Source organism: Enterobacter sp. Res13-Sevr-PEC09-46 (assembly GCF_015672585.1).
GTDB lineage: Bacteria > Pseudomonadota > Gammaproteobacteria > Enterobacterales > Enterobacteriaceae > Enterobacter > Enterobacter hormaechei_C.
Window position 1 is genome coordinate 25,509 of record NZ_JADABR010000004.1, and the last position, 25,049, is coordinate 50,557.

25 protein-coding genes and 1 pseudogene are annotated in these 25,049 nt (G+C 58.3%); 9 read left to right on the top strand and 17 right to left on the bottom strand.

Going from position 1 to position 25,049, the window contains the following annotated elements; translation table 11 throughout:
• Positions 1–32 precede the first annotated feature (32 nt).
• Together IMQ56_RS00850 and IMQ56_RS00855 are read left to right on the top strand one after the other, a co-directional pair.
• Positions 33–1,412, top strand: coding sequence for a carbohydrate porin (locus tag IMQ56_RS00850; RefSeq protein ID WP_040117018.1), 1,380 nt, complete (start codon positions 33–35; stop codon positions 1,410–1,412).
• Between the two features lie 134 nt (positions 1,413–1,546).
• Positions 1,547–2,452 carry an EamA family transporter gene (locus IMQ56_RS00855; protein ID WP_032103766.1) on the top strand — a complete coding sequence of 302 codons (906 nt, stop codon included), beginning with the start codon at positions 1,547–1,549 and terminating at the stop codon, positions 2,450–2,452.
• Between the two features lie 48 nt (positions 2,453–2,500).
• On the opposite strand, the gene nepI is transcribed toward IMQ56_RS00855, so the two are convergent.
• From nepI to IMQ56_RS00870, 3 genes are all read right to left on the bottom strand, one after another.
• Entirely contained in the window at positions 2,501–3,691 is a 1,191-nt protein-coding gene (gene nepI, locus IMQ56_RS00860) for a purine ribonucleoside efflux pump NepI (protein WP_015570108.1), read from the bottom strand.
• A gap of 128 nt (positions 3,692–3,819) precedes the next feature.
• Entirely contained in the window at positions 3,820–4,338 is a 519-nt protein-coding gene (locus IMQ56_RS00865) for an SRPBCC domain-containing protein (protein ID WP_017694007.1), read from the bottom strand.
• A 97-nt stretch (positions 4,339–4,435) separates the two neighbouring features.
• A complete protein-coding gene (locus IMQ56_RS00870) occupies positions 4,436–4,888 on the bottom strand; it encodes a DUF1198 domain-containing protein (RefSeq protein ID WP_045333531.1) in 453 nt (150 codons plus the stop codon).
• Between the two features lie 99 nt (positions 4,889–4,987).
• Here IMQ56_RS00870 and IMQ56_RS00875 point away from each other — a divergent pair, with 99 nt between their 5' ends.
• On the top strand, positions 4,988–5,890 hold the full coding sequence (locus IMQ56_RS00875) for a LysR family transcriptional regulator (RefSeq protein ID WP_045338706.1): 903 nt from the start codon (positions 4,988–4,990) through the stop codon (positions 5,888–5,890).
• Here IMQ56_RS00875 and IMQ56_RS00880 read toward each other — a convergent pair.
• The 10 genes from IMQ56_RS00880 to IMQ56_RS00925 all read right to left on the bottom strand — a co-directional run bounded on the left by IMQ56_RS00880 (position 5,878) and on the right by IMQ56_RS00925 (position 15,780).
• Positions 5,878–6,882 (bottom strand): alpha/beta hydrolase, encoded by a 1,005-nt coding sequence (locus IMQ56_RS00880; protein ID WP_086625981.1) that lies wholly within the window; start codon positions 6,880–6,882, stop codon positions 5,878–5,880. The two genes, IMQ56_RS00875 and IMQ56_RS00880, sit on opposite strands and share 13 nt — an antisense overlap.
• Positions 6,883–7,051: 169 nt before the next feature.
• The gene (gene uhpT / locus IMQ56_RS00885; RefSeq protein WP_006808805.1) at positions 7,052–8,443 is read right to left on the bottom strand and encodes a hexose-6-phosphate:phosphate antiporter; all 1,392 of its coding nucleotides are present in this window, start codon (positions 8,441–8,443) and stop codon (positions 7,052–7,054) included.
• Between the two features lie 132 nt (positions 8,444–8,575).
• Positions 8,576–9,886: an MFS transporter gene (locus IMQ56_RS00890; RefSeq protein ID WP_039269389.1), complete on the bottom strand. Its 1,311-nt coding sequence runs from the start codon at positions 9,884–9,886 to the stop codon at positions 8,576–8,578.
• A complete protein-coding gene (gene uhpB / locus IMQ56_RS00895) occupies positions 9,879–11,384 on the bottom strand; it encodes a signal transduction histidine-protein kinase/phosphatase UhpB (protein ID WP_015570112.1) in 1,506 nt (501 codons plus the stop codon). Before uhpB ends, IMQ56_RS00890 begins: the two co-directional genes overlap by 8 nt.
• Positions 11,381–11,974: a transcriptional regulator UhpA gene (gene uhpA / locus IMQ56_RS00900; RefSeq protein WP_003861054.1), complete on the bottom strand. Its 594-nt coding sequence runs from the start codon at positions 11,972–11,974 to the stop codon at positions 11,381–11,383. The genes uhpB and uhpA overlap by 4 nt, the downstream gene beginning before the upstream one ends.
• A gap of 125 nt (positions 11,975–12,099) precedes the next feature.
• Positions 12,100–12,387, bottom strand: a complete 288-nt coding sequence (gene ilvN / locus IMQ56_RS00905; RefSeq protein ID WP_015570113.1) for an acetolactate synthase small subunit — start codon at positions 12,385–12,387, stop codon at positions 12,100–12,102.
• A gap of 3 nt (positions 12,388–12,390) precedes the next feature.
• Complete coding sequence (gene ilvB, locus IMQ56_RS00910) at positions 12,391–14,079, bottom strand: acetolactate synthase large subunit (protein ID WP_064489731.1); 1,689 nt, start codon at positions 14,077–14,079, stop codon at positions 12,391–12,393.
• A gap of 106 nt (positions 14,080–14,185) precedes the next feature.
• Positions 14,186–14,284 (bottom strand): ilvB operon leader peptide IvbL, encoded by a 99-nt coding sequence (gene ivbL, locus IMQ56_RS00915; protein WP_057979964.1) that lies wholly within the window; start codon positions 14,282–14,284, stop codon positions 14,186–14,188.
• A 107-nt stretch (positions 14,285–14,391) separates the two neighbouring features.
• A complete protein-coding gene (tssD, locus tag IMQ56_RS00920) occupies positions 14,392–14,871 on the bottom strand; it encodes a type VI secretion system tube protein TssD (RefSeq protein WP_047734912.1) in 480 nt (159 codons plus the stop codon).
• 195 nt (positions 14,872–15,066) lie between these two features.
• Positions 15,067–15,780, bottom strand: a complete 714-nt coding sequence (locus tag IMQ56_RS00925) for a hypothetical protein (protein WP_033487021.1) — start codon at positions 15,778–15,780, stop codon at positions 15,067–15,069.
• A gap of 726 nt (positions 15,781–16,506) precedes the next feature.
• Here IMQ56_RS00925 and tisB point away from each other — a divergent pair.
• The 4 genes from tisB (at position 16,507) to emrD (ending at position 19,363) form a co-directional block, all read left to right on the top strand.
• Positions 16,507–16,596, top strand: coding sequence for a type I toxin-antitoxin system toxin TisB (tisB, locus tag IMQ56_RS00930; protein ID WP_017383683.1), 90 nt, complete (start codon positions 16,507–16,509; stop codon positions 16,594–16,596).
• A 64-nt stretch (positions 16,597–16,660) separates the two neighbouring features.
• A complete protein-coding gene (locus IMQ56_RS00935) occupies positions 16,661–17,107 on the top strand; it encodes a GNAT family N-acetyltransferase (protein WP_003861064.1) in 447 nt (148 codons plus the stop codon).
• 62 nt (positions 17,108–17,169) lie between these two features.
• The gene (locus tag IMQ56_RS00940) at positions 17,170–18,003 is read left to right on the top strand and encodes a DMT family transporter (RefSeq protein WP_045338711.1); all 834 of its coding nucleotides are present in this window, start codon (positions 17,170–17,172) and stop codon (positions 18,001–18,003) included.
• Positions 18,004–18,178: 175 nt separating this feature from the next.
• On the top strand, positions 18,179–19,363 hold the full coding sequence (emrD, locus tag IMQ56_RS00945) for a multidrug efflux MFS transporter EmrD (RefSeq protein ID WP_023298963.1): 1,185 nt from the start codon (positions 18,179–18,181) through the stop codon (positions 19,361–19,363).
• Here the strand turns inward: emrD and IMQ56_RS00950 are convergent.
• Together IMQ56_RS00950 and dsdC are read right to left on the bottom strand one after the other, a co-directional pair.
• Positions 19,269–20,354: pseudogene (locus tag IMQ56_RS00950) on the bottom strand (cellulase family glycosylhydrolase); the annotation flags it as partial. The gene emrD and the pseudogene IMQ56_RS00950 sit on opposite strands and share 95 nt — an antisense overlap.
• A gap of 84 nt (positions 20,355–20,438) precedes the next feature.
• Positions 20,439–21,365, bottom strand: a complete 927-nt coding sequence (gene dsdC, locus IMQ56_RS00955) for a DNA-binding transcriptional regulator DsdC (RefSeq protein WP_196063563.1) — start codon at positions 21,363–21,365, stop codon at positions 20,439–20,441.
• Positions 21,366–21,569: 204 nt separating this feature from the next.
• Between dsdC and dsdX the strand changes: the two genes are divergently transcribed.
• Positions 21,570–22,907, top strand: a complete 1,338-nt coding sequence (dsdX, locus tag IMQ56_RS00960; RefSeq protein ID WP_196063557.1) for a D-serine transporter DsdX — start codon at positions 21,570–21,572, stop codon at positions 22,905–22,907.
• A gap of 17 nt (positions 22,908–22,924) precedes the next feature.
• The gene (dsdA, locus tag IMQ56_RS00965; RefSeq protein WP_196063558.1) at positions 22,925–24,211 is read left to right on the top strand and encodes a D-serine ammonia-lyase; all 1,287 of its coding nucleotides are present in this window, start codon (positions 22,925–22,927) and stop codon (positions 24,209–24,211) included.
• 82 nt (positions 24,212–24,293) lie between these two features.
• On the opposite strand, the gene IMQ56_RS00970 is transcribed toward dsdA, so the two are convergent.
• Positions 24,294–24,641: a DUF202 domain-containing protein gene (locus IMQ56_RS00970; RefSeq protein ID WP_017383689.1), complete on the bottom strand. Its 348-nt coding sequence runs from the start codon at positions 24,639–24,641 to the stop codon at positions 24,294–24,296.
• Complete coding sequence (locus tag IMQ56_RS00975) at positions 24,631–24,978, bottom strand: YidH family protein (RefSeq protein WP_003861080.1); 348 nt, start codon at positions 24,976–24,978, stop codon at positions 24,631–24,633. Before IMQ56_RS00975 ends, IMQ56_RS00970 begins: the two co-directional genes overlap by 11 nt.
• Positions 24,979–25,049 lie beyond the last annotated feature (71 nt).

The window sequence follows — 25,049 nt, forward strand, 5'->3', positions numbered from 1 at the left end:
TCTGAATAAAATTAAACTATATTGAGATAACCATGAATACGATTAAAAAACTTCCATTAACCATGGCGGTTATCGCCGCGCTTTGCCCAATTTCCGTGCTCGCACAGGAATTTACGCAGGAGCAAATCGACGCCATTGTGGCAAAAGCGGTGGATAAAGCCCTGGCAGAACGTCAGGCCAAAATGGACGCGGCGGTCGCGAAAAAAGCGGACGTGGTGACCGAGCCGCAGAGCGCGGCGCAATCTCCGGATATGGCGATCCCGTTCGGGGTTAAATTTACCGGCTACGCCCGCTACGGCGCGCACTTCCAGGCTGCCGATCAGAAATACGTGGCGGTGGACGGCTCCTACAACGGCGCGTCCGCTATTGGTCGTCTGGGTAACGAAGGCAACGGCGGCGAGTTCCAGCTCTCTAAAGCCTTCAAGGGCGAAAACGGCGCCATCTGGGACATCAACGTGATGATCGACCACTGGGGCGACGAAGTTAACCTCAAGAAAGCCTACGCCGGCGTGACCAACATTATGGCCTCCAACCCGAACGCCTACTTCTGGGCGGGTCGCGACTTCCACCAGCGTCCGCAGCAGGGCATCAACGATTACTTCTGGATGAACCACGACGGTCAGGGCGCCGGGGTGAAGAACTTCGACATCGGCGGCGTGCAGTTTGACGTGGCCGCCGTGGCAGCGGTGGAATCCTGTAGCCCGGAAGTGATGGAGGACGAAGCGAACCCGTCGCGCATCACCTGTACCGGCGGGTCCGGCACGGGCGACAAAGGCAACTACGCCGCGACGTCTAAAATCCACGGTATGAAGCTCGGTCCGCTGGATCTGGAGCTGTACGCCAACTACGGCTTTGACTCGAAAGCGGTGGAGAGCGACGAACGTCTGAACGCCTGGCAGGGCGGCGTGGTGCTGAGCCACACCAACGACAGCGGCGTGAACAAGGTGATTGCCCGCTACTCCGATAACGCGGACAACAGCGTGTTCAACAAAACCGAGGATCTGACCACAGTCTACGCCAGCTTCGAAGGGCTGTACAAATTCACCCAGGCGACGCAGGTGGAGTACCTCCTCGCCTTCCACGACTACGACAACAGCCGCGATAAGACCGACAACCGCAAGAACTACAACGCCATCGTGCGCCCGATGCACTGGTGGAACGACGTTCACTCCACCTGGCTGGAAGCGGGCTGGCAGCACGTGGATTACGACAACGGCGGCGACAACAAGGGCTGGAAGCTGACCCTGTCGCAGAACATGTCTATCGCCATGGGGCCGGAGTTCCGTCCGATGCTGCGCTTCTACGTGACCGGCGGCAAGGTGGATAACGAACGTACCGCGCGCGTGAACAACACCAAAGATGAAACGCTGGACGACTTCAACGTCGGCGCGATGTGGGAGGCGTGGTTCTAGTAGAGCGTCGTTTGTTTCGCCCGGCGGCGCTGCGCTTGCACGGGCCTACAAGGTTTTGTAGGCCGGGTAAGCGTAGCGCCACCCGGCAAGATCCCATGTTATGCTACAAAAAAACCAACATAACAGGGGAGAACATGGGTTCCACACGCAAAGGGATGCTCAACGTCCTGATCGCCGCCGTTTTATGGGGCAGTTCCGGGGTTTGCGCGCAGTACATCATGGAGAAAAGCCACATCTCTTCGCCTTACCTGACCATGGTTCGTCTGCTGTTTACCGGCGTGATCCTGCTGACGCTCTCCTTCGTTCACGGCGACAAGATTTTCTCGGTCATCAAAAACCGCAAAGACGCCCTCAGCCTGCTGTTTTTCTCGCTGGCTGGCGCGCTCACCGTGCAGCTCACCTTCCTGCTGACAATTGAAAAATCCAACGCCGCGACGGCCACCGTGCTCCAGTTTCTGTCGCCGACCATTATCGTGGCATGGTTTGCGCTGGCGCGGAAAACGCGTCCCGGCATATTTGTCTTATCCGCGATTTTCACGTCGCTTGTGGGTACCTTCCTGCTGGTAACCCACGGCGACCCGACGTCGCTCTCCATCTCGCCGGCCGCGCTGTTCTTCGGTATCGCCTCGGCGTTTGCCGCGGCGTTTTATACGACGTACCCGTCGACGCTTATCGCCCGCTACGGCACGCTGCCGATTGTCGGCTGGAGTATGTTGATTGCGGGATTAATGCTGACGCCGTTCTACGCCGGACGCGGCACCACCTTCGTGATCGACGGCGGCCTGCTGCTGGCGTTTTTCTACCTGGTGGTGATAGGCACCGCGCTGACGTTCAGCCTGTATCTGAAAGGCGCACAGATGATCGGCGGGCCGAAGGCGAGCATTCTGAGCTGCGCCGAGCCGCTGAGCAGCGCGCTGCTGTCGGTGGTGTTGCTGGGGGTGGCATTCACCCTGCCGGACTGGCTGGGGACGCTGCTGATTGTGTCGTCGGTGGTGTTGATTTCGATGGATTCGAGAAGACGGGTTCAGACATCGGCGTAGCCTGATGCCCTCACCCCAACCCTCTCCCACGGGAGAGGGAGAAAAGCACTACTTCGCCTTAACCTTCCCCGCCACCAGCAGCGCGGTCAGCAGCATCAGCGTGCCGGAAATTACCAGCGGGGAGGTCAGCCCCAGGTGGTCGAGCGCTACGCCGCCCACCGCCGCGCCGCAGGTATTCGCCAGCTGGATCACCGCCACCTGAATCGACCCGGCTTTTTCCGCCTGATCGGCAAGCGAGCGGGTGATCCACGTCGACCAGCCCACCGGCACCAGCGCAAAGGCAAAGCCCCAGATAATCGCGATCGCCGAAGCCACCCACTTATCGCTGCCCCACAACACCAGCACCGCGGCGCTGATCGCCAGCACCAGCGGGGCACCCGCCAGCGCCACCTTCAGGGAGCGCTTCAGGAACTGGGACGACAGCGAGGTGCCGACAAAACTGGCGATCCCGAAGCTCAGGAGCACCAGCGTCAGGCCGTCCACGTCAAAGCCCGCCATGGTCATATACACCGGGCGGATATAGGTGAAGAAAGCAAACTGCCCGGCAAAGGCCATGAAGATGGCGGTCATCCCCGCCAGCACGCCCGGGCGCTTCAGCAGCGCGAACATGTTCTGTTTGTGGTGCGCCGCTTCCCCCGGAAGGGACGGCAGCGCCTTCCACACCCAGATTATGCACAGCACGCCCATCACCGCCGCCGCGTTAAAGACGTTGCGCCAGCCGATAATTCCACCGAGGAAACTGCCCAGCGGCGCGGCGATCACCAGCGCGATCGAGACCGCACCGAAGATAACGGACAAGGCTTTTGGCACCGTACGCGCGGGCACCAGGCGCATGGTCAGCGAGGCGGACATCGCCCAGAAGCCGCCTAATCCCAGCCCCAGACAGGCACGGCCGAGCAGCAGCAGGGTGAAGCTTTCAGCGAAAGAGACCAGCAGGCAGGAGAGCGTCAGCAGCACGCTGAACAGAATGACCACCTTGCGGCGGTCGATGGTGCCGATCGCCTGGGTGATAAACAGGCTGGCGAACATCGCCACAAACGCGGTGACGGTCACGGACTGCCCCGCCACGCCCTCGGAAATGCCCAGATCCTGCGCCATCGGCGTCAGCAGGCTGACCGGCAGGAACTCGACGGTGATCAGGCAGGCGACGCAAAATGCCACGGAGAAAACCGCCGACCAGTTGGGGCGTGAAACCTCTTTGGCCTGCGGTGTAGTCGTGGGCTGGGTATGTTCTGTCATGGCATCACCTGAAGATAAAAACGTGCGGAAAAGTCGCGCAGTTTATCATCAAAAGTGTGACGAATTTAACGTTTCGACAACTTTTGTCGTTTTTTAATGCCGGGCGGCGCTTTGCTTACCGGGCAAAATTACCCGCGAGCCTTAAGAGCGGCATTCGCCAACCCGACAATCCACTCCTGATGCCCGTTAATCATTGGGTTCGGCACCGTGCGCGCTAATTCCTGCGCCGGCACGCCTTTCTGCGACTCCTGAGTCAGAATGCGCACGCGGTTTCCCGGCAGGTCTTCAAACAGCCAGGCGTGGATCACGTCCAGACGCGAATTTGCATCCCCTTCTACCCAGCCGTGCCACGCGATACGCGCGGCTTCGCCCTCCACGGGCGGAACATACTCCGTCACCTGCGCCTCAACCGGAAAGCCAAAGGTGGTGAAGCGGAAGCGGGCGTTGGCGCTCAGCGCCGGGCCGCTGCCGTCGTGAAAACGGATATCTTCGGCGTTGCTGTAGTAGTTCGGCCACAGGGTGGTGTCGTTGAGCTGCGCCCAAATCTCTTTTGCGCTCAGCCCGGCGACGATGATTTCGTTGGAGGCAAAGTTATCGGTGGTGCCGGGCAGGTAGTCGTTCGGCCAGATAATGGCGGATTGTTTCATGGTTCACCTCATCGGTTAGTTGATAAGGTGATGGTGCGCCTGCGGGTGATATAAATCTAATGACGATGCTTTATACTCTTCATCACGTTTCGTGATATCAGTGCAGGTAAAACACGCCCTCTTCCGGCAGGAAAAGCTGGTTGTAGCGCAGCTGGAAGGCGTTAAGCTCCTGCGGGTCAGGCTCTATCTCGCGCATAAAGCCGAGCGCGAGGCGGATTTGCGCGTCGGTGATCGGCGCGGCCAGACGGGCTTTACGCAGCATGCGGTGCCAGGTATGCAGATTCTCTTCGCTGGCGTCGACGATGCAGACCTGCCAGATCAGCAGCACCTGAGCGGCATTTAGCAGATGCGCCTCGTCGGGGCGTTCAAGATAGCGGATAAACTCATTGCCCGGCGTTTTACCGAACTGGTCAATCATCGACTCGACCGGCATCGGGGTGATCCCCAGCCGCTCGCTTAAACGTTTGATGGCGCGGCGGGAGTCTGAGGTCAGGACACGAAATCCAACCACAAACACCACGGCAAGCGTTGCCAGCATTATCCAGACCATGCGTTCTCCTTAGACTAGCCGCCCATCATAGCGGGAAACGCAGTGCGTCAACAGCGGGCAGCGCCATAATAGTAAACGGAAAAGAGGTGGAAAAACGTCATGAAAGCGGATCTGCGCACGCTGGATCTTAACCTGCTGAAAACGCTGGATGCCCTGCTGGACGAACGCAGCGTCACCCGCGCGGCGGCGCGTCTTGCCCTGACCCAGCCAGCGGTAAGCGGCATGCTTAACCGCCTGCGGGATTACTTTGAAGACCCGCTGTTTATCCGCGCGCCGCACGGCATCGTGCCTACCACCCGGGCGGAAGCGATGGCGGCTCCCGTCAAACGCATTCTGGCAGATATCGACGAGCTGCTTCAGCCGATCGCCTTTGATCCGCTCACCGCAACGTTCACCTTCACGCTTGCCGCGACCGACTACGCCCTGCGCGCGGTCGTCGTGCCGTTTATCGCTGCGCTTAAGGTACAGGCGCCGGGTATTCGCGTGCGCGTGGTGCCTGTGGAATCTGACCGTCTGGTCAGCCAGCTCGAACAAGGCTCTGTCGACGTGGCGCTGATCACCCCGCACACCACGCCAGATGAGCTTCACAGCCGGGCGCTTTATGATGAACGGTACGTTTGCATGATGCGTGCCGACCATCCGGATGCCGGACAGCCCATGACGTTAGACCGGTTTTGCGCCCTGGAGCATGTGCTGGTCTCTTACGAGGGCGACGGTTTTCGCGGCGTAACGGATGGCGCGCTGGAGAAAACTGGCCGAACGCGGCATGTTGGCTTATCGGTGAGTAACTTTTTAGTCCTGCCGGACGTGCTGGCCCTCAGCGATATGATTGCCGTTGTGCCATCACGCATAGCGGAAAAGCAGACGGGGATGTTCGTCTGCGAGACGCCGGTTCCCGTGCCCGGTTTTACCAAAAGCATGGCCTGGCACGGCAGAACGCACCGCAACCCCGCGCAGGCGTGGCTGCGCGGGCTGTTGCTGGAGACCAGTCAGCGCGCCTGAAGCCCTTTCAGCAGCGCCTCGTGGAAGCGGGCTGGATCCTGCATCTGCGGCGCGTGGCCCATGTCGTTAAATTCAACCAGCGTCGCGTGCGGGATACGCTTCGCCGTCTCTTTGCCCAGCACCGCGTAGTTACCGAGCGTCTTGCGGATCTCCGGTGGGGCGAGATCTTTCCCGATGACGGTGTTGTCCTTCGTGCCGATCATCAATAATACTGGCATCTTCAGCTCGTTAAATTCATAGACGACCGGCTGGGTATAAATCATGTCGTAGAGCAGCGCCGAGTTCCACGCCACGCGCGCTTTGCCCGGCCCGTTGTTCAGCCCGGCAAGCATGGTGACCCAGCGCTCGTACTCCGGCTTCCACTCCCCGGCGTAGTAGGTGTTTTTCTCGTACTGACGAACACCGTCGGCACTGACCTTCAGCTCACGCTGGTACCACTGGTCGACCGTAATATGCGGCACGCCGCGCGCTTTCCAGTCTTCAAGCCCTATTGGGTTCACCATCACCAGCTGCTCCACCTGCTGCGGCCACATCAGCGCGTAGCGGGTCGCCAGCATGCCGCCGGTCGAGTGGCCGATGACCGTCACGCGATCAACGCCGAGCGTTTTCAGCAGCGCGTGGGTGTTATCCGCCAGCTGCTGGAAGGTGTACTGATAATGCTCCGGCTTGGTGGATTTGCAGAAGCCGATCTGGTCGGGTGCGATCACGCGATACCCGCTGGCTGAAAGCGCGCGGATCGTGCCGTCCCAGGTGCCAGCGCAGAAGTTTTTGCCGTGCATCAGCACCACGGTGCGGCCGTTGGGTTTTTCCGGCTTCACGTCCAGGTAAGCCATATCCAGAGGCTGGTTCTGCGAGGTAAAGGTAAAGTGTTTTACCGGCCAGCCGTAGTCAAAACCTTCCAGCTTCTCGCCGTAGGTGGGGGCATCCGCGGCCATTGCGGGGGAGGCCAGCGCCATCAACAGCGCCAGGCAGGACAATCGTCGGGTCAACATGCAAGCTCTCCGTTAGCAAAAGGGGCTAAGGCTGCACGAAAGGCGGCAGCAAAAAAACTGTAGAGCATGGAGAGGGGCGGGTGTGTAAAGCGGGGTAAAGGTAAAAGGCAGGCCGTGAAAAATAAAAAAGCCCGGCATCACACACCGGGCAAAGAAGTTACCTGCACACTCAGGCTACTTTTAATTTCTGCGCACGATTCTCGCGGCGGATCTTACGCTCTTCCAGCACCGCAACCATCGCCATCAGGACGATACAGCCAATCGCTGCCGCATCCAGCGCGGCGAAGGTGCCCGCCCAGCCGGTGAGGCCGAAAATTGGCGTGCCGTCGGCGATCATGCCCAGACCGAGCTTGGCGAAGCTGTCGCCGATCAGGTAGGCGAAGGTGCCCTTAATCCCATCGGCTGCGCCGATCGCTTTTTTCGGCACAAAGCCAACCGCCGCCACGCCGATCAGCAGTTGCGGACCGAACACCAGGAAGCCGAGCGCAAACAGCGACGCCAGGTAAACGTACTGGTTGCTGGCGTGCTGGTAAACGCCGAGCGTGGCGATAATCAGCGCCAGCGCGACGCAGGCCACCAGCGCGCGACGGCCGTTGGCGAGGTCCGAGAGCCAGCCCCACAGCAGGGTGCCGACCAGCGCGCCCACCTCGAACAGAGTGAAGCCCTGAATCGCCACCTCTTTCGAGAGCTTCAGCTCCTGGAAGGCATACACGGTGGACCACTGGTCGATACCGATACGCACCACGTACAGGAAGATGTTCGAGAAGCAGAGCAGCCAGATCACTTTGTTTTTCAGCACGTACTCAACAAAGATCTGCCATTTGGACATCTCGTTTTCTTCGGTCTCTTTGTCCTCCTCGCTGATCTCCTCCCCGAACAGCTCTTCAGCTTTGCCGAGGCCGTAGGATTCCGGGGAATCGCTGCCGTAGCGCAGGCCGATAAAGCCGACAATCAGGGCGATAATCGACGGGAAGATAAACATGCCAATCACGTGGCCGTCGAACAGGTAGTTCGCACCGAACAGCGCCACGCCGGCCGCGCCCGCTCCGCCGAGGTTGTGGGAGATGTTCCACATGCCGAGGTACGAACCCCGCTTGCGGCGCGGGGTCCATTTGGTGATGGTGGAGTAGCTGCACGACCCGCCGGTACTCTGGAAGAATCCGCTCAGGGCGTAGAAGGCGATCATCAGGAACAGGCTGACGGAGCCCGCGCCCATGCTGGCGCTGAAGCCGAGCATACAGATGGCGGAGAGGATCAGCATAAACGGCAGGAACTGCTTGGTGTTTTTGCCGTCCGCGTAGTAGGACACAACCGTTTTCCCCACGCCGTAGGTGATGGAGAAGCCCAGGCCAATCATCCCCAGCTGCGTCATGCTCAGCCCGTAGGTCGAGATCATGTCGTTCTGCGCGATGTTAAAGTTTTTGCGGATCAGGTACATGGTCAGGTAGCCGATGAAGACCACCAGATAGGACTGCATGAACGGTTTGAACCACATCTTGCGCCGCACGTCGAGCGGCAGATCCAGGGTCGGCTTGCGCACCTGATTTAAGAAGGCCAGCATGACTGAGTTACTCCTGAGCTGATTTTTGCAGCATTGTAAAAACCAGCCAGGAGAGATGCCTGAGACAGCGTCCAGGTGAAACCGGGAAAATTTCTTAGTTTTGCGCGTCTCGGCAGCAAAAGGTGAGGCGCGTCACGCTTCGCGCGGTGCCTGCGCGTGCAAAAACGGCAGCAACAGCAGGGCGGAGATGCCCGCCGCGATGGCGATCACCGCGAAGAACCCGCTCCAGTGCCAGACGTCGATCACCCGCGCCAGCGGCCAGCCGGAGAGCGATGCGCCAAGGTAGGCAAACAGCCCGACAAAGCCCGTCGCCGCGCCTGCCGCCTCTTTGTGGGAACACTCCGCCGCCGCCATGCCGATCAGCATCTGCGGGCCAAAGACGAAAAAACCGATGGTGAAGAAGCACGCCGCCTGCATCACGTAGCTGGCGAACGGCATCAACCACAGCGACCCGACGGAGAGCAAAATCCCGGCGGCAAAAATCAGGTTCATCGGACCGCGGTTGCCGTTGAACAGCTTGTCCGAGCCCCAGCCCGCCACCAGCGCGCCGATAAACCCGCCCAATTCAAACATGGTCACCGCCGAGTTGGCGGTCACCAGGTCCACGCCGAGAGTTTCGGACATGTACAGGTTGCCCCAGTCGTTGATGGCCGCGCGCACCACGTAGACCAGCACGTAGCAGAGCGACAGCAGCCAGATGTAGGGGTTTTTCAGCACGTATTTGGTGAGGATCTCCTGACGGGACAGCCCGGCCCCTTCCTGCTGCTGGGCGATCTCCATCTCGTCGTGCCGCCAGTCTCCCACCGGCGGCAGGCCGACGGTTTGCGGCCTGTCGCGCAGGCGCCAGCAGAGGAACAGCCCGGCGACAATCGCGAGGCCACCGGCAATCATCATCCCCGCGCGCCAGCCGTAGTGCAGCGCTGCGGCACCCACCACCATCGGGATCAGCGCCCCGCCGACGTTATGCGCGGTATTCCATATCGCCCACCAGCCGCCGCGCTCGTTGCGCGAGTACCAGGCGGTGAGCAGGCGGGCGCAGACCGGCGCGCCCCAGCCCTGGAAAAAGGCGTTCAGCGCCCACAGCAGGGCAAAGGCCCACAGCGAGGTGGAGAAACCAAACAGGATGTTCACCACGCCGGTGGCGATCAGCCCAACGCCCATAAAATAGCGCGCGTTGGAGCGGTCGCTGACGATGCCGGAGAAGAACTTCGACAGGCCGTAGGTGATGTAAAACAGCGTCGCCAGCAGGCCGATATCGGTGCGCGTCATCACGCCGCTGGCGAGGATTTCCGGCGCGGCGGCGTTGAAGCTTTTGCGGGTGAAATAGAACAGCGCGTAGCCGAGCCAGATGGTAATCAGGATATGGCGACGCCAGTAGCGGTAGCGGGAGTCGATTTCCGCTTTGTTGCTTAATGGGGCTGCGCTGGCGGGGGTTTTAAACATGGTGCGTCCTTAACGGCAAACTGACGCTGACGCGCGTCCCGTGGGTGCAGGAGATGTTCAGCGTGCCGCCCAGCGCCTTTACGCGCTCGCGCATGCCCGCCAGGCCAAACCCCTGCTGGCCGGAGCCCGGCGGCAGGCCGCAGCCGTCGTCTTCAATCACCAGCATCAGGCGCTCGTCCTGCTGCCAGCCCTGGATCGTTACCGCGCTGGCGCTGGCGTGTTTGACGATGTTGTTCAGCCCTTCCTGGCAGACGCGGAAAAGGGTCACGCGCTGGCCTTCGCTCAGGGTAGCTTCATTGATGCGCCAGTCGAGATGGCTGACAATCCCGCGGCTCTCCAGCTCCATCTCGCGCATCAGAGAGCGTATTGCCTGCTCGAGCGAGAGATCGTCAAGCTGGCGCGGGCGCAGCCGCCCTAACAGGCGACGAACGGAATCATAGACGCCCAGCGAAAGCTGTTCGATATGCGCCCCGCCCTGCTTCACGCCCGCGTTTTCTGCCGCCAGGCGCTGAACAATGCCCGCCTGGGTGCGGATGGCGGTGATGGTCTGGCCGATGTCATCGTGCAGCTCGCGAGCAACCTCCTGGCGCACGCTCTCTTCCGTCTCCAGCAGACGCTCCGCCAGACGGCGGTTGCGCGCCAGCTCGGCTTGCAGAGACTGGTTCAGCTCGCGCAGGCGCTGTATGCCCGCGCCGAGCAGCAGCCCGGTCAGGCTCTGGGCCAGCAGCGAGAGCAGCAGATCTACCGGGTGATCGTGCCAGGTCTGGCTGGCAATCAGCGCGATGGCGTTCATCAGCGTGGCGATCAATGCGCCCTGCCAGCCGTAATGCCAGGCAAGGGCGATGATCGGCAGCGCCAGACAAAACGGCGTGAAGCGTGATAATTCAGCGGGCAGACCAAGCTGCAACCACAGGCTCACCACAAACAGCAGCAGATACCAGATCAGGTGCCGGGCGCGCCAGTTCACCGGCTGGGAGACCAGCGCCGGGCCGAGCGGCTGCCAGACGGTGCTGGTAAGGTAATGCCAGAAAACCAGGCAGGTCGGGGCCAGCGTCAGGCCGCCGGTGAGGGTCAGCAGCAGGGCGTTGAGCCCCTCCTTTTCACCCACCCACGGCAGGGACTGCAACAGCGCGGCGGCAATCAGCGCCGCACCCTGACGCAGCAGCGTGCGCCAGTCGCGCTGGTGACGGTAGCGGGAAATCAGGGCGACCGGGATAAGCGTGAGCAGGCTTCCGGTCATCAATAAAGGCAGGTGCGCGAGGGCCACTTCCTGCGCCAGCCAGATCAGCATCAGCCACTCTGCGCCCAGCAGCACCGGCCAGTAGCCGCGCGGGCATTGCAGCATTAGCCCCAGCCGCAGGCCAAAGGGGAACAGCAGCACCGCCAGCTCCGGGCGCTCGACAAGATGCAGGCTGATACTCCACAGACAGAACCACGCGGCGGAGAAGATAAAAAAGCTGGCGACGACGGCGATCAGCCGTGAAAACAGGGAGTTCATTGCCAGCTGTCAAACATACGGCGCGCCAGCTCGACATCGTTACTGACGTTGAGTTTTTCCATCAGGTTGGCGCGATGAACGTGAACGGTCTTTGGCGACAGCCCCAGCTCTACGGCAATCTCTTTCACCGACATGCCCTGGGCAAGTTTCTCTGCCACCTGGCGCTCGCGTCTGGTGAGCGGATCCTGCCGTCCCGCCGCCAGCTTGATGGCAATATCCGGCGTCAGGTAGCAGCCGCCGGTGGAGACGGTACGCACGGCGGCAATCAGCTCGTCCGGGCTACAGCGTTTAGAGAGAAACCCGCGCGCCCCCGCGTTGAGCGCCTGCTCGACCAGCGCCGGGCTGTCGTGGACCGAGAGCATAATCGTCGCCATCCCTTTCGGCAGCTGGCTTAACAGCTCCAGCCCGGAGAGGTCCGGCATTGAGATATCGCAGATACAGACCTGCACCCCGCGTCCCGGCAGACCCGCCAGCGCCTCGCGTCCTGAGCCAAACTCGGCCACGACCTGAAAATCCGGTTCGAGGTTTAAAAGCTGGGCAAAGCCGGAGCGAACGATAAGGTGGTCGTCGATAAGGGCGATGGTGGTCATGGTTTGATCCTGATGCGTGAACGCGCCGGATGGCGGCGCAAACGCCTTATCCGGCCTACGTGTAACGTCCTTGCAGGCCGGATAAGCGCAGCGCCATCCGGCAAAAGCCTCTTACCTTAAGTGATTTACTCAAAAAACACCGCAATTTTGTTAAACATGGTGGGATCGGACTGGTTGCGTGCCACTTTGGTGACGTCCTCCAGCTTGTCGATCTGCGCCATCATCTGCTCCAGACGCTGGTCGTCGTTCACCAGTAGCCAGATGCGGCTGTGCTCGCTGCCCTGAATCGGCAGGCACAGAATGCCTTCCACGTTAAACGCCCGACGGGCAAAGAGCCCACAGACGTGGGTCATGACGCCTGGGTGGTTGCGGACGGTGAGTTCCAGAATGACGTTATCACATTGTTTCTGCATGGCTTATTCCCCCACCATCTCAGTATTTGCCGCACCCGGCGGCACCATCGGATACACTTTTTGTTCAGGGTCGATACGCACGTGGATCAGCGCCGGGCCAGGGCGAGAAATCGCATCCTGCAACGCCGCGTGGGCATCTTCTTCGGCGTTCAGATCGCAGGTGTGCAGGCCAAAACCAGCGGCAATCTGCATAAAGTTGATCATCCCCGGATAGGTCGCCGCAAACACGCCCTGCTTGTAGAACAGGCTCTGCTGCTGGTGCACCAGACCCAGCGCCTCGTTGTTCATCAGAATGATTTTGACGTCTAACTGGTTTTCGGCCGCCGTCGCCATCTCCTGAATATTCATCATCAGGCTGCCGTCACCGGAGAAGCAGATCACCTTGCGGTCCGGGTTGGCGAGCGCCGCGCCAACCGCTGCTGGCAGGCCGAAGCCCATGGTGCCAAGGCCGCCGGAGGTCAGCCACTGACGCGGGCGGTTCAGCGGATACGCCTGGGCGGTCCACATCTGATGCTGGCCGACGTCGGTGGTGATAATCGCGCTGTCATCCACGCAGGCGGCAACGGCGTTGATAAGACCATAGTGGCTCAGCGGGTCGCTCTCGGTTGGGATAGCGCCCGGGAACTCCCGTTGCAGATCGGCCACCAGCTGGCGCCAGTCGGCGCGGTCGGTTACCTCCGTCTGCGGGATCAGCTGCGCCAGCACCTCGGCCACGTCGCCCTGGATCGCCACGTGCGGCTGCTTGATTTTACCCAACTCGGCGCGGTCGATATCCACGTGAATGATTTTGGCGTTCGGGCAGAACTGCTCGGTTTTGCCAATCGCCCGGTCATCAAAACGCGCCCCCATAACTATCAGCAAATCCGCCTCTTGCAGGATGTAGTTGGTGCTGCGCGCGCCGTGCATGCCCAGCATGCCGAGAGAGAGCGGGTGCGCTTTTGGCAGCATACCCAGCGCCATCAGGGTCATGGTGGTGGGCAAATTAGCTTTTTCAGCGAACTGGCGGATTTCATCCGCGGCGTTGATCGTCCCGCCGCCCAGATAGAGCACCGGGCGTTTGGCGGCGTTGATCATCGCCGCCGCATCGCGCACGCTCTCAGCGCTGAATTCCGGCGCGGGGGCACGGTCACCCGGCTCCGGCAGAACGTCGATCTCAATTTCTGCGGTCTGGACATCCTTAGGAATGTCTATCCACACCGGGCCCGGGCGGCCAGACTGCGCAATGCGGAACGCATCGCTGATAACCTGAGGCAGCTCGCTGATATCGCGAACTAAATAGTTATGTTTGGTGATGGGGATAGAGATGCCGTAGGTGTCGACTTCCTGGAACGCATCGGTGCCGATCATCGAGGACGGCACCTGGCCGGTAATGCAGATCAGCGGAATGGAGTCGAGACGCGCGTCGGCGATGGCGGTCACCAGGTTAGTGGCGCCCGGCCCGCTACAGGCCATACAGACCGCCGGTTTACCCTGGGTACGCGCCATGCCCTGAGCGATAAAGCCTGCGCCCTGCTCGTGGCGCGCCAGCACGTGGCGGATCTGTGTGCTTTGGCTTAACGCATCATACAGCGGCAGTACGGTCCCACCCGGGATGCCCGCAACGGTGGTGATGCCCTGTCGTTCCAGTAAATGAACAATCAGCTGCGCGCCTGTAAAACGCGTCTTGGTGGATGTTGTGCCCGAACTTGCCATGCTCCAGTCCTTTTCTTCTGAGCCAGCCTTCCGGGGAGGGTCCTAAACGAAAAACCCCGCCCGGTTTGCGCCGGCGGGGTTTTGGATTCGTGTGTTGATCCAGTCCCTACGGCGCATTGCCGACGACCACCACCACACGCACGACGACCACTGCGGCAGGTTGCGCAGTTTTTAGTAGGGTCGAAGTGAAGATGGATGAAGTCATTGGGGACCTGTGTTTGGAATCATTGATTGAATTTATACAAACACAGGTTTTCGGATGTGACAATGGAAATATTTTCATCTGCGCAAAAATGCGTCAGGGATCACGTTTCAGTACGTTGCTCGCTCATTCCAGGTGTCACTATAGATGACATTGCCGTCGCAATGCTTCCAGGTGATTTTCTCGTAGCGTATGAGAACCGTTTCAAGGTGGGTTCCGGTGTTTGCGCCGGGATACAGGTCTGGTGTGATTGAGGTTATTTTCACATTCTCCAGGAAGATATTAAAATACTCCTGTTCAAAACCCGCCTCATTAATCTGATACATCTTAATAGTGGCTGACTTGAGCATTCTTCCCGTACTCAATGCGCGAAAGAGAAGCGGGGTTACACGATCAAATTCTTTTTGAAACATGATGGGCATGTGTATACGCGTACCCGTCAATTTCCCGGTATTCCCGTCGACCGGGACGTTGACATTATGAGTGAACGTTTTAAGTTCAATTGCACCTTCACGCCCTGACACAAGGCAAGGGCCAACCATGGGAGAACCATTTTCATCTGTTAAAAACAAATAAGCTGGGTTTGACATAAAAATCCTTTTAATAACATTTAATCGTATTTATCAAAGTGGCCAAAAATCATCGGGTGAACAATAATAAACACAACGATAGCAATGAATGTTAGTAAGACCCAGTGGTCAGGTACCAACCACAGGAACAAAGAGGCGCACGCAAAAATATAAACAGGGAATAAAATATCCGTTAATAGAATTGATAACAGACTTTTAAACATGCTCCTTGCCCTTTAAGTCTTTATAAATTGCATCGAAATCCTTATAGAATCCCAACTGCACCTTCTTAATGAGTTCAGACAGGAAAGGCTCAAAAAAGTAGTAAAGCATCTCCAGTTGTGCGGCATAGAGGGTGGCGTAATACTTAGGGTCCAATGTTTTCAGGCGACGAGCAGCAAGAGCGCACTTCTGTTCCGTTCCAATCAATTGAAGCGCCATGACTACGTTAGGTACGCGGCGTGCAAGCCGTTCGACGACGATTTCAGACAGCAGGCCAGATTCGGAAAGGGATTTGGCCAGACCCCATGCTATCGCTAAACGCGCGGCCTTGCTGGTCGGTATGTTATTAACAAGCCCGGTTACTTTTGAATCCATCTTACGAACGCGATTGTTTTCATTTCCATTTTCAGAATCGGAAATAACACTTTCAAAATAAAGATATAGCATGTGTGCTATTACATCGCGATAACGGTAAAGCGAGAGAATTGAGAGGTACATTCTCTTTTCTTCTGAGAGAAGCTCGTCACACACATCGTGATAGCTGGGGATTAAGCATGATGAGTACCAACTTACACGCTCAATTCCTGAGTAAATATCAGAGCCGATCCCCTGTAATGCTTTCCATGTCCCTGCTACGCCCTGCTGTCCATAAATAGCCAACTGCCTGTCGCTTTGGAACTTCATCTTTAAATAATCAGATGCCTGCATAATGTATCCATACTATGCGCGTGGTTATAGATAGTACAATGAAAAATCGAATAATTCAAATTAAGGAGGGTTAACCCCGCAAATATTTAAGAAAAATATAAATTAGTTCATTATTATTTACTGCAATTATAGTCGATACCATTTTTTCACTTTCAGAAGAGTATTGATGTCTGGAATGAGTTTATGTATTGAGAGACGTAAACTTGTATAAGTGGCCTAGAACCAGAACCACTGCTTATTAGAACTTATTAAATTAATCATTGAATCATACTGCATGCCAGCCGCACCCATTGCCAATAAGTCAACAAGCACCTTTTCTGGGCTGCCCTGAAAACAAAAAACCCCGCCTAAGCGAGGTTTTTATCAGGGTTTTGCGGTTGGTTGCCGCAGAACACACTGTGTTACGTCAACGCGAAAAGTATACGCGATCGAAGACGAACGCGCAATTCCGGCACGGATTTTGACGTTTTTAAGTATGGATCGCCTTCCAAATTTTGTCCATAAAATACTGTTCATGCATACAGTATTTATCTATACTGAGGGTGTTCGCAGTGAGCGAGGGGGCCGCAGTTTACCGGCGCAACGAAGTCCTGGCTGAAACGGGTGGTGCCGTCAGTGCCTTAACCCCTGAAGTGAGCACACTGTGTTACGTCAATCCAGGTGCTGGCCACAGGCGGCGGAAAGGTACGCCAGCATCGTGCTCCTTTTAACCAAAAGGAGACGCGTATGAGCGTCGTGGATATGGTCATACTTGTCCTCAAACTCATTGTTGCTGTATTGCAACTGCTTGATGCTGTCCTGAAATACGTTCGGTGATTCAGGTTCAAGTCGCACCTGAGAGGGGCGGGCAACCGCCCCTCTTTAATAACGAGGGAATGCTATGTCGCGTCTGTTAATTGAGCCTGTCACGCCTGATGAGCCTGGGTATATCGCCCTGAAGGCGGAGAGTATCGCGTTGAATTTCAATATGCTGCGCAGGCTGGAAGAGAACTGGCAGCGGGGTGAAAACCGCTTTAACGCGCCGGGTGAAAAGCTGCTGGGGGCGTTTCTTAACGGCAGGCTGGTGGGCGTGTGCGGCCTTAATCGCGATCCGTTCAGCCAGCAGCCGCGCGCCGGACGTATTCGTCATCTCTACGTCAGCGAAAAGTGCCGTGGGCAGGGCATAGGCAAACAGCTTTTGACCGTGGTGATGGCGGATGCCAGCATCTGGTTTGATTTTCTTAATACCCATGCGCCGGAAACCGCGTACGGATTTTACCATCGGGCGGGCTTCAGGCTGGTGTCAGACGAACCCCGGGTGACGCACCGCCTTTTTTGCGCAGTGTAAGCGGCTGGCAGCATCAACGGGTGAATGTTACAGTTGGATGACATTTCACCAACCGATACGCCATGACCATCACCGTTTTCTGCATTTTACTGTTCGCCGCACTGCTGCATGCCAGCTGGAACGCCATCGTTAAAGCCGGAACGGATAAGCTCTATTCGGCGATTGGGGTCAGCGGTTCAGCCGCGCTTATTGCCCTGATTTTACTGCCCTTCTCTCCTCAGCCAACTGCCGCAAGCTGGCCATATTTGTTCGTCTCCTGTGCGTTACAGGTGGTGTATACGGTACTGGTGGCAAAAACCTATCAGGTCTCCGACATGAGCCAGACCTACCCCCTTATGCGCGGGACGGCCCCTCTGCTGGTGGCGCTGATCAGCGTAATGGTGCTCGGGGATCATCTCTCCTGGCTTGCCTGGTCCGGCATTGGGGTCATTTGTCTGTCGATTCTGGCGATGGCGATGAATGGCCGCATGCAGTCACGCAAGGGGATCTGGCTGGCGCTGCTGAACGCCTGTTTTATCGCCGGGTATACGCTGGTGGACGGCACCGGTGTGCGACTCTCGGACACTGCGCTGGGCTATACGCTCTGGACCTTCTTCATGAACGGTTTCTGCCTGCTGAGCTGGGCAATGGTGGCGCGGCGTCGCGAAGCGTCCAGCTACCTGCGCCTGCACTGGAAAAAAGGGCTGCTCGGCGGCGTCGGGACGATGGGATCTTACGGTCTGGCACTCTGGGCGATGACGCAGGCGCCGCTGGCGGTGGTCGCAGCGCTGCGTGAAACCTCTATTCTCTTCGGCGCCTTAATCGCATTTGTGCTTTTAAAAGAGAAGGTTGCTGGCCTGCGCATCGCGGCGGCACTGGGCATTGCTGCCGGTGCGGTCCTGCTGCGCCTGGCGTAATTCGCTGGCAACATTAGTTGCCGATCTTGTTTACAAATCCTGCCTTCACGTCTTCTGTCATTCATCACAGTAATGCTTAAATTGTCATCTCTCTGTGGTAGATTCCTCGCGCATTTATGGGAATGCGTAGTCACTTATTCTTTATTTATCTCTTTTGGCAAAAGTATTCAGCGACATGAAAAAGCAACGGAACGTGAACTTATTGTTGATGCTGGTGTTACTGGTGGCCGTCGGGCAGATGGCACAAACCATCTACATTCCGGCGATTGCCGATATGGCAAAAGATCTGAGCGTCCGCGAAGGTGCAGTCCAGAGCGTGATGGCAGCCTATCTGCTGACCTATGGCGTTTCACAGCTGGTTTATGGTCCCCTGTCCGATCGCGTCGGGCGTCGTCCGGTCATTCTGGTGGGCATGAGCATTTTCATGGTGGCGACGGTGATTGCCATTACCACGCACAGCCTGACCATACTGATTGCCGCCAGCGCCCTCCAGGGCGTGGGCACCGGCGTTGGTGGGGTCATGGCGCGTACCCTGCCGCGTGATATGTACCAGGGCACACAGCTTCGTCACGCCAACAGTCTGTTAAATATGGGCATTCTGGTCAGCCCGCTGCTGGCCCCGCTGATTGGGGGTCTGCTGGACACCGTCTGGTCCTGGCGCGCCTGTTACGCCTTCCTGCTGGTGCTGTGCATTATAGTCACCTTCAGCATGGCGCGCTGGATGCCGGAAACCCGCCCACAGGACGCGCCGCGCACGAAGCTCATCGCCAGCTACAAAACGCTGTTCGGTAATGGGTCGTTTACCTGTTATCTGTTGATGCTAATCGGCGGCCTGGCGGGCATTGCGGTGTTTGAAGCCTGTTCCGGCGTGCTGCTGGGCGCTGGCCTTGGCCTGAGCAGCATGGTGGTGAGTATTCTGTTTATTCTGCCGATCCCAGCGGCGTTCTTCGGCGCATGGTTCGCCGGACGTCCGAACAAGCGTTTCTCCACCCTGATGTGGCAGTCGGTGATCAGCTGTCTGCTGGCCGGGCTGATGATGTGGATCCCGGGGCTGTTTGACGTGATGTCGGTCTGGACGTTGCTCATCCCGGCGGCGCTGTTCTTCTTCGGCGCGGGCATGCTGTTTCCCCTCGCCACCAGCGGCGCAATGGAGCCGTTCCCGTTCCTCGCAGGCACGGCAGGCGCGCTGGTAGGCGGTTTGCAGAACATCGGTTCCGGCGCGCTGGCCTGGCTGTCGGCTATGATGCCGCAGACCGGGCAGGCGAGTTTAGGCCTGCTGATGACGCTAATGGGGCTGCTGATTTTGCTGTGCTGGCTGCCGCTGGCGTCGCGTGTCCCGCATCACGAACAGCCGGTTTAACCGCATGATGGCCCGGCTTCTCGCCGGGCTTTTCACAGACGGGCGCAATCATCGCCTGCAATAGCCGCTCTGGGGCAGGCCGCCACGCCCCCTCTTCCCCGTCATAAAACTGAACATCGGCGTTTATCGCATACGGGATGTTGGCCTGTTGCAGCTCGCACGCCATAAACGTGGCAAACGCCATCTGCGAGGCGGTTGGCGTCAGGCTTTTCGATTCGCCCACGCCCCAGCCGCCAACCCAGCTCACATGCCCGGTTTTTTGTTGCCAGTGCAGCGCGGCATTGATTCGGTTACGAATAGCCGCTTTCTCAGCCGCGGTTCCGGACGTCCACGGGTATTTGCCGTTCGTTTTCAGCGGACCCCAGGGGAAAATATGCCACTCCGCCAGCAGGTAATTCTGGCTGTGCGCGGGCAGCTTCAGGCTGGATAAATCCTCCGGCGCGGCGCGCAGACGAGGGGCGATAAAAATCATGCGGCTGGCATCAATGGCGTGAATGTCTTTGATCGCTTTCTCATACACCCGGTTGAGCGAAGCAAGGTTGTGGTTGAGCTTGTCCGCCGGTTCGTAGATCAGGTCAAAGCCCAGCAACGGCGAGCGCTGACCAAAATAGTGCGCCACGGCAATCCACCAGTTGATCACCTCTTTTTCGGTATCCGCTTTCGGGTCGTTTTTATATTCATCGGCCTGATAAGCGATGATGGGGATGACGCCGTATTGCTCGCAGGCCTCCACCAGCTTACGCAGGTGAATCAGCCGCGCTTCCGTCGGTTCGCCCGCCACCCGAATACGGACATGACGTATGCCTTTCGCCTGGAAATCACGGACCACCAGCGGGTCGAACTCGCGGATACCGCGCTCGGTGCGGGCCCAGTCGACATCCATTCCGACGCCCAGCATCTGCGCGTAACGGGCAGCCGTCAGCGGCGGCTCAGCGGCAATCGCCCAGCCGGAAGAGAGTAAGATCGCAGTGGCAATAAAAGGCTTTAACACGGTTTACCCTGGATAAATCAAAAGCATTACCTGTATTTAGCACGCTTTTTCACATTTGGTGTAGAGCGAAAGCGTAATAATTCTTCAACCCGCCAGCTCTCTTAGCCAGCCGATAAAGGCGTCAATTTTCGGCCACTGACGGCCGGGAAGCGTTGAGACGTAATAATGCTGATGGCACTTGAGAGTTTTCCCATCAAAGGGTGCGATCAACTCCCCTCGTTCGAGACGTTTTTGCACCAGCCGCTTTCTCCCCATCGCCACCCCCACATTATTCATGGCCGCGATAATGGCTAAATCAGAGCGATCGAAGCCAATACCCGATGATAACGGCACATTCGCCGCGTAATGCTGCGCCCAGCTCAGCCACTCATCCGTACCGGAATCATTGCTCCAGGCCTGACGGTCGTGCAGTAACGTGCAGTGGCTGAGGTTATGGGGGTTTTTCAGCAGTTCATGCTCCCGGGCATACGCCGGCGAGCAGACGGGCAAAATCTCTTCATCCATCAAAAAGTGATGAGAAAGGTGGTTTGGCGGCGTATCGTCGAAATAGAGCGCCAGATCGATGCCGGTTCGCTGCATGTTGACGTAATCATTACCAGTCAGAATAGTAAGTGAAATCGACGGGTAGCGGCGGGTAAAATCCCCCAGCATCGGCACCAGCCAGCACTGGGCGATCGACGGCCGGGAGTACACCGTTAGCGTACCTGACAGCGCCTGGTTTTTAATATCCAGGATCTCCTGATTCAGGATGTCGAGGGACGATTTCAGCGTCCAGTAAACGCGCTTGCCTTCCTGCGTCAGCTCCACTTTACGGTGTGAGCGGACAAACAGCTGAATGCCCAGCTCCTCTTCCAGCAGGTTTATGCGGTGGCTCACCGCGCTGGGGCTGAGCGACAGCTCCGCCGCCGCCAGCGCGAAGGACTCATGCCGGGCGGCCACTTCAAAGGTGTACATTTTCGACAGCTGCCAGCCGTTTAACAGCCGGTTTCTGCCTTCATTCGCATCGGTCATCACAATTCCCATACGTAATTTCTGCGTTCAGCATACCGCTCAAGAATGAATTTATGTGAACCTAATACGAGTTAAGTGCGCTTTTTAGAGTCCAGTCACTCAGTTGATCCAATCTGGCTCATCTGAACGCCAATTTATATCGTTTGTCAGCCCACGCCGTTTTTTCGTCCAATACCCCCAGATGACATAAGGGTGAGGTGAGATATGGGATCTCAGGTCTGGGTTGTGGCAACGCTGCTTGTCAGCATCGTATTGATTGTTTTAACCATCGTAAAACTGAAGTTTCACCCGTTCCTCGCGCTGCTGCTGGCAAGCTTTTTCGTCGGCGCGATGATGGGGATGAGCCCGCTGGATATGGTGAACGCCATTGAGAGCGGGATTGGCGGTACGCTGGGCTTCCTGGCGGCGGTTATCGGTCTTGGCACTATTCTCGGCAAAATGATGGAAGTCTCCGGCGCGGCAGAGCGCATCGGGATTACGTTGCAGCGCTGCCGCTGGTTGTCGGCGGACGTGATTATGGTCCTGGTCGGCCTGATCTGCGGCATTACGCTGTTTGTGGAAGTGGGCGTGGTACTGCTGATCCCGCTGGCGTTTTCCATCGCCAAAAAGACCAACACGTCGCTGCTCAAGCTGGCCATTCCGCTCTGTACCGCACTAATGGCAGTGCACTGCGTGGTGCCTCCGCATCCGGCCGCGCTGTTTGTCACCAATAAATTAGGGGCGGACGTCGGGACGGTGATTGTCTACGGTCTGATGGTGGGCCTGATGGCGTCTCTGGTTGGCGGCCCGCTGTTCCTGAAGCTGCTCGGCGATCGTCTGCCCTATAAGCCGGTTCCGGCGGAATTTTCAGACCTGAAGGTGCGGGAAGAACACACGCTGCCGTCGCTGAGCGCCACGCTGTTCACCGTGCTGCTGCCGATTGCCCTGATGCTGGTGAAAACCATTGCCGAGCTGAACATGGCAAAAGAAGGCTCGCTGTATACCCTGCTGGAGTTTATCGGCAACCCGATCACCGCCATGTTTATTGCCGTGTTTGTCGCCTACTACCTGCTGGGGATCCGCCAGCATATGGGCATGGGCACGATGCTGACGCACACCGAGCACGGCTTCGGCTCTATCGCCAACATTTTGCTGATTATCGGTGCGGGCGGCGCGTTCAACGCCATCCTTAAAACCAGCGGTCTGGCGGAGACGCTGGCGCATATTCTCTCGAACCTGCATATGCACCCTATCCTTCTCGCCTGGCTGGTGGCACTGGTGCTGCACGCCGCCGTGGGTTCGGCAACGGTAGCGATGATGGGTGCCACGGCGATAGTGGCGCCGATGCTGCCGCTCTACCCGAACGTAAGCCCGGAGATCATCACCATTGCCATCGGGTCCGGCGCTATTGGCTGCACGATCGTGACCGATTCTCTCTTCTGGCTGGTGAAGCAGTATTGCGGCGCGACCCTGAATGAGACCTTCAAATACTATACGACGGCGACGTTTATCGCCTCGGTGCTTGCACTTGGCGGCGCATTCCTGCTTTCTTTCATTATCTGAGCGCGAAGAGACGTACTATGGAAAACGCAACTATCACTACTTTAACCGCACAGTTTCCTCTGGTTGAGGATCTGATTGCCCTGAAAGAAACCACCTGGCTTAACCCGCGCACCACGACGCTGGCGGAAGGATTGCCGTATGTCGGGCTGACGAAAGCCGACGTGGACGACGCGCACGCGCGCCTGAAACGCTTCGCGCCGTATCTGGCGAAAGCGTTCCCGGAAACGGCGGCAACGGGCGGGATTATCGAATCCGACCTGGTCGCGATCCCGGCGATGCAGGCGCGGCTGGAGAAAGAGTCCGGTAAGGCCATTCCAGGCACGCTGCTGCTGAAAAAAGACAGCCATCTGCCGATTTCCGGCTCGATTAAAGCCCGCGGCGGAATCTATGAGGTGCTGACCCACGCGGAAAAGCTGGCGCTGGAAGCCGGACTGCTGAGCGTCGAAGACGACTACAGCGTTCTGCTGGAGCCGCGCTTTAAGGATTTCTTCAGCCAGTACAGCATCGCCGTGGGCTCAACCGGCAACCTCGGGATGTCCATTGGCATTATGAGCGCCCGCATTGGCTTTAAGGTGACGGTGCATATGTCCGCCGACGCCCGCGAGTGGAAGAAAGCCAAACTGCGCAGCCACGGCGTGATCGTCGTGGAATATGAGCAGGATTACGGCGTGGCGGTGGAGCAGGGACGCAAAGCGGCGGAAAGCGATCCGAACTGTTTCTTCATTGACGATGAAAACTCCCGTACGCTGTTCCTGGGCTATGCGGTTGCTGGCGAGCGCCTGAAGGCGCAGTTTGCCGAGCAGGGCCGCGTGGTGGATGCCGATCATCCCCTGTACGTCTACCTGCCGTGCGGCGTCGGCGGTGGCCCCGGCGGCGTGGCGTTTGGCCTGAAGCTGGCCTTTGGCGATAACGTCCACTGCTTCTTCGCGGAGCCAACGCACTCACCATGTATGCTGCTGGGCGTTTATACCGGGCTGCACGATGAGATTGCGGTGCAGGATCTGGGCATTGATAACGTGACGGCGGCGGACGGTCTGGCGGTAGGGCGTGCGTCCGGCTTCGTGGGCCGCGCGATGGAGCGCCTGCTCGACGGGTTCTATACCCTCTCCGATCAAAGCATGTACGACATGCTCGGCTGGCTGGCGCAGGAGGAAGGGATTCGCCTGGAGCCGTCGGCGCTGGCGGGGATGGCCGGGCCGCTGCGCGTCGATGCCGATGAGAACGTTACCCACCTGGTGTGGGCGACCGGCGGCGGCATGGTGCCGGAGGATGAGATGGCGAAGTATTTAGCTAAAGGGAAGTAATTATGCCGGGTGGCGGCTACGCCTTACCCGGCCTACAGTTCGCGGCAGTTGTAGGCCCGGTAAGGCGCAGCCGCCACCGGGCTTATAAGCTCATAATTTGCTGAATGTGAGTAACTGCAAAGAGTAAAGACAGAGATAGCACAGCCAACGCAATCAGGAACTTATCCCGCACCGCTTTCGGCTGCGCAAAGTCGTTCTGCGCCACGTCCATCAGGTTACGGCTGCGGGTGTAGCGCCATAAAATGACGGCTACCAGCGCCAGCACAACAATGGAGATCCAGAATGGCGCCCCCGTGCGGTGCCAGTTGTGCTTAATGGCAAGAGCGATCAGCGCGCCATACCCCAGCAGCGTGCGCAGCCAGGCCAGCGAGGTTCGCTCCGGCTGAAGCCCGGGGTCCGCTTCCCGCCGTGCTTTGCGGCTATCCGGCATACAACACCAGTAACATCACTACGCCCGCAACCATCAGCAAAATCGTACTAATGATGAGCAAGCCGCGCGTGTAGGGGAGATCCTGCTTCAGACGCATCGCCTTTTCATTTCTAAGCCAGCGCAGATAGCCATAAATCGCCAGCACACCGGCAATCAGGCACAGCAGCAGGGCCAGCACTTCGCGAATCAACGGGGTGGCAAAATCGGGGGCGAGCTGATCAAGACCGACACCTGCGGCCAGAAAGCCCAGGGCGGTGCGGATCCACGCTAAGAACGTGCGTTCGTTAGCCAGTGAGAAGCGGTAGTCCGGTGCTTCACCGAGGCGGGAAATGTTCATGAAGGTTCCTTGTCGTGCTGCATGCAGGCTTCAGCATAGCGTAATTCAGCCAGGACAAGGAGACCGGCATC

Bases quoted from the DNA above. Each gene is read 5' to 3' on its own strand.
- tssD (WP_047734912.1), bottom strand. From the start codon at position 14,871: ATGTCAAACCCAGCTTATTTGTTTTTAACAGATGAAAATGGTTCTCCC.
- IMQ56_RS00890 (WP_039269389.1), bottom strand. From the start codon at position 9,886: ATGTTTAAAACCCCCGCCAGCGCAGCCCCATTAAGCAACAAAGCGGAA.
- tisB (WP_017383683.1), top strand. From the start codon at position 16,507: ATGAGCGTCGTGGATATGGTCATACTTGTCCTCAAACTCATTGTTGCT.
- nepI (WP_015570108.1), bottom strand. From the start codon at position 3,691: ATGACAGAACATACCCAGCCCACGACTACACCGCAGGCCAAAGAGGTT.
- emrD (WP_023298963.1), top strand. From the start codon at position 18,179: ATGAAAAAGCAACGGAACGTGAACTTATTGTTGATGCTGGTGTTACTG.
- IMQ56_RS00865 (WP_017694007.1), bottom strand. From the start codon at position 4,338: ATGAAACAATCCGCCATTATCTGGCCGAACGACTACCTGCCCGGCACC.
- dsdX (WP_196063557.1), top strand. From the start codon at position 21,570: ATGGGATCTCAGGTCTGGGTTGTGGCAACGCTGCTTGTCAGCATCGTA.
- IMQ56_RS00940 (WP_045338711.1), top strand. From the start codon at position 17,170: ATGACCATCACCGTTTTCTGCATTTTACTGTTCGCCGCACTGCTGCAT.
- IMQ56_RS00935 (WP_003861064.1), top strand. From the start codon at position 16,661: ATGTCGCGTCTGTTAATTGAGCCTGTCACGCCTGATGAGCCTGGGTAT.
- uhpA (WP_003861054.1), bottom strand. From the start codon at position 11,974: ATGACCACCATCGCCCTTATCGACGACCACCTTATCGTTCGCTCCGGC.
- IMQ56_RS00970 (WP_017383689.1), bottom strand. From the start codon at position 24,641: ATGCCGGATAGCCGCAAAGCACGGCGGGAAGCGGACCCCGGGCTTCAG.
- IMQ56_RS00870 (WP_045333531.1), bottom strand. From the start codon at position 4,888: ATGGTCTGGATAATGCTGGCAACGCTTGCCGTGGTGTTTGTGGTTGGA.
- IMQ56_RS00850 (WP_040117018.1), top strand. From the start codon at position 33: ATGAATACGATTAAAAAACTTCCATTAACCATGGCGGTTATCGCCGCG.
- uhpT (WP_006808805.1), bottom strand. From the start codon at position 8,443: ATGCTGGCCTTCTTAAATCAGGTGCGCAAGCCGACCCTGGATCTGCCG.
- ilvB (WP_064489731.1), bottom strand. From the start codon at position 14,079: ATGGCAAGTTCGGGCACAACATCCACCAAGACGCGTTTTACAGGCGCG.
- ivbL (WP_057979964.1), bottom strand. From the start codon at position 14,284: ATGACTTCATCCATCTTCACTTCGACCCTACTAAAAACTGCGCAACCT.
- ilvN (WP_015570113.1), bottom strand. From the start codon at position 12,387: ATGCAGAAACAATGTGATAACGTCATTCTGGAACTCACCGTCCGCAAC.
- uhpB (WP_015570112.1), bottom strand. From the start codon at position 11,384: ATGAACTCCCTGTTTTCACGGCTGATCGCCGTCGTCGCCAGCTTTTTT.
- dsdC (WP_196063563.1), bottom strand. From the start codon at position 21,365: ATGACCGATGCGAATGAAGGCAGAAACCGGCTGTTAAACGGCTGGCAG.
- IMQ56_RS00875 (WP_045338706.1), top strand. From the start codon at position 4,988: ATGAAAGCGGATCTGCGCACGCTGGATCTTAACCTGCTGAAAACGCTG.
- IMQ56_RS00975 (WP_003861080.1), bottom strand. From the start codon at position 24,978: ATGAACATTTCCCGCCTCGGTGAAGCACCGGACTACCGCTTCTCACTG.
- IMQ56_RS00880 (WP_086625981.1), bottom strand. From the start codon at position 6,882: ATGTTGACCCGACGATTGTCCTGCCTGGCGCTGTTGATGGCGCTGGCC.
- IMQ56_RS00925 (WP_033487021.1), bottom strand. From the start codon at position 15,780: ATGCAGGCATCTGATTATTTAAAGATGAAGTTCCAAAGCGACAGGCAG.
- dsdA (WP_196063558.1), top strand. From the start codon at position 22,925: ATGGAAAACGCAACTATCACTACTTTAACCGCACAGTTTCCTCTGGTT.
- IMQ56_RS00855 (WP_032103766.1), top strand. From the start codon at position 1,547: ATGGGTTCCACACGCAAAGGGATGCTCAACGTCCTGATCGCCGCCGTT.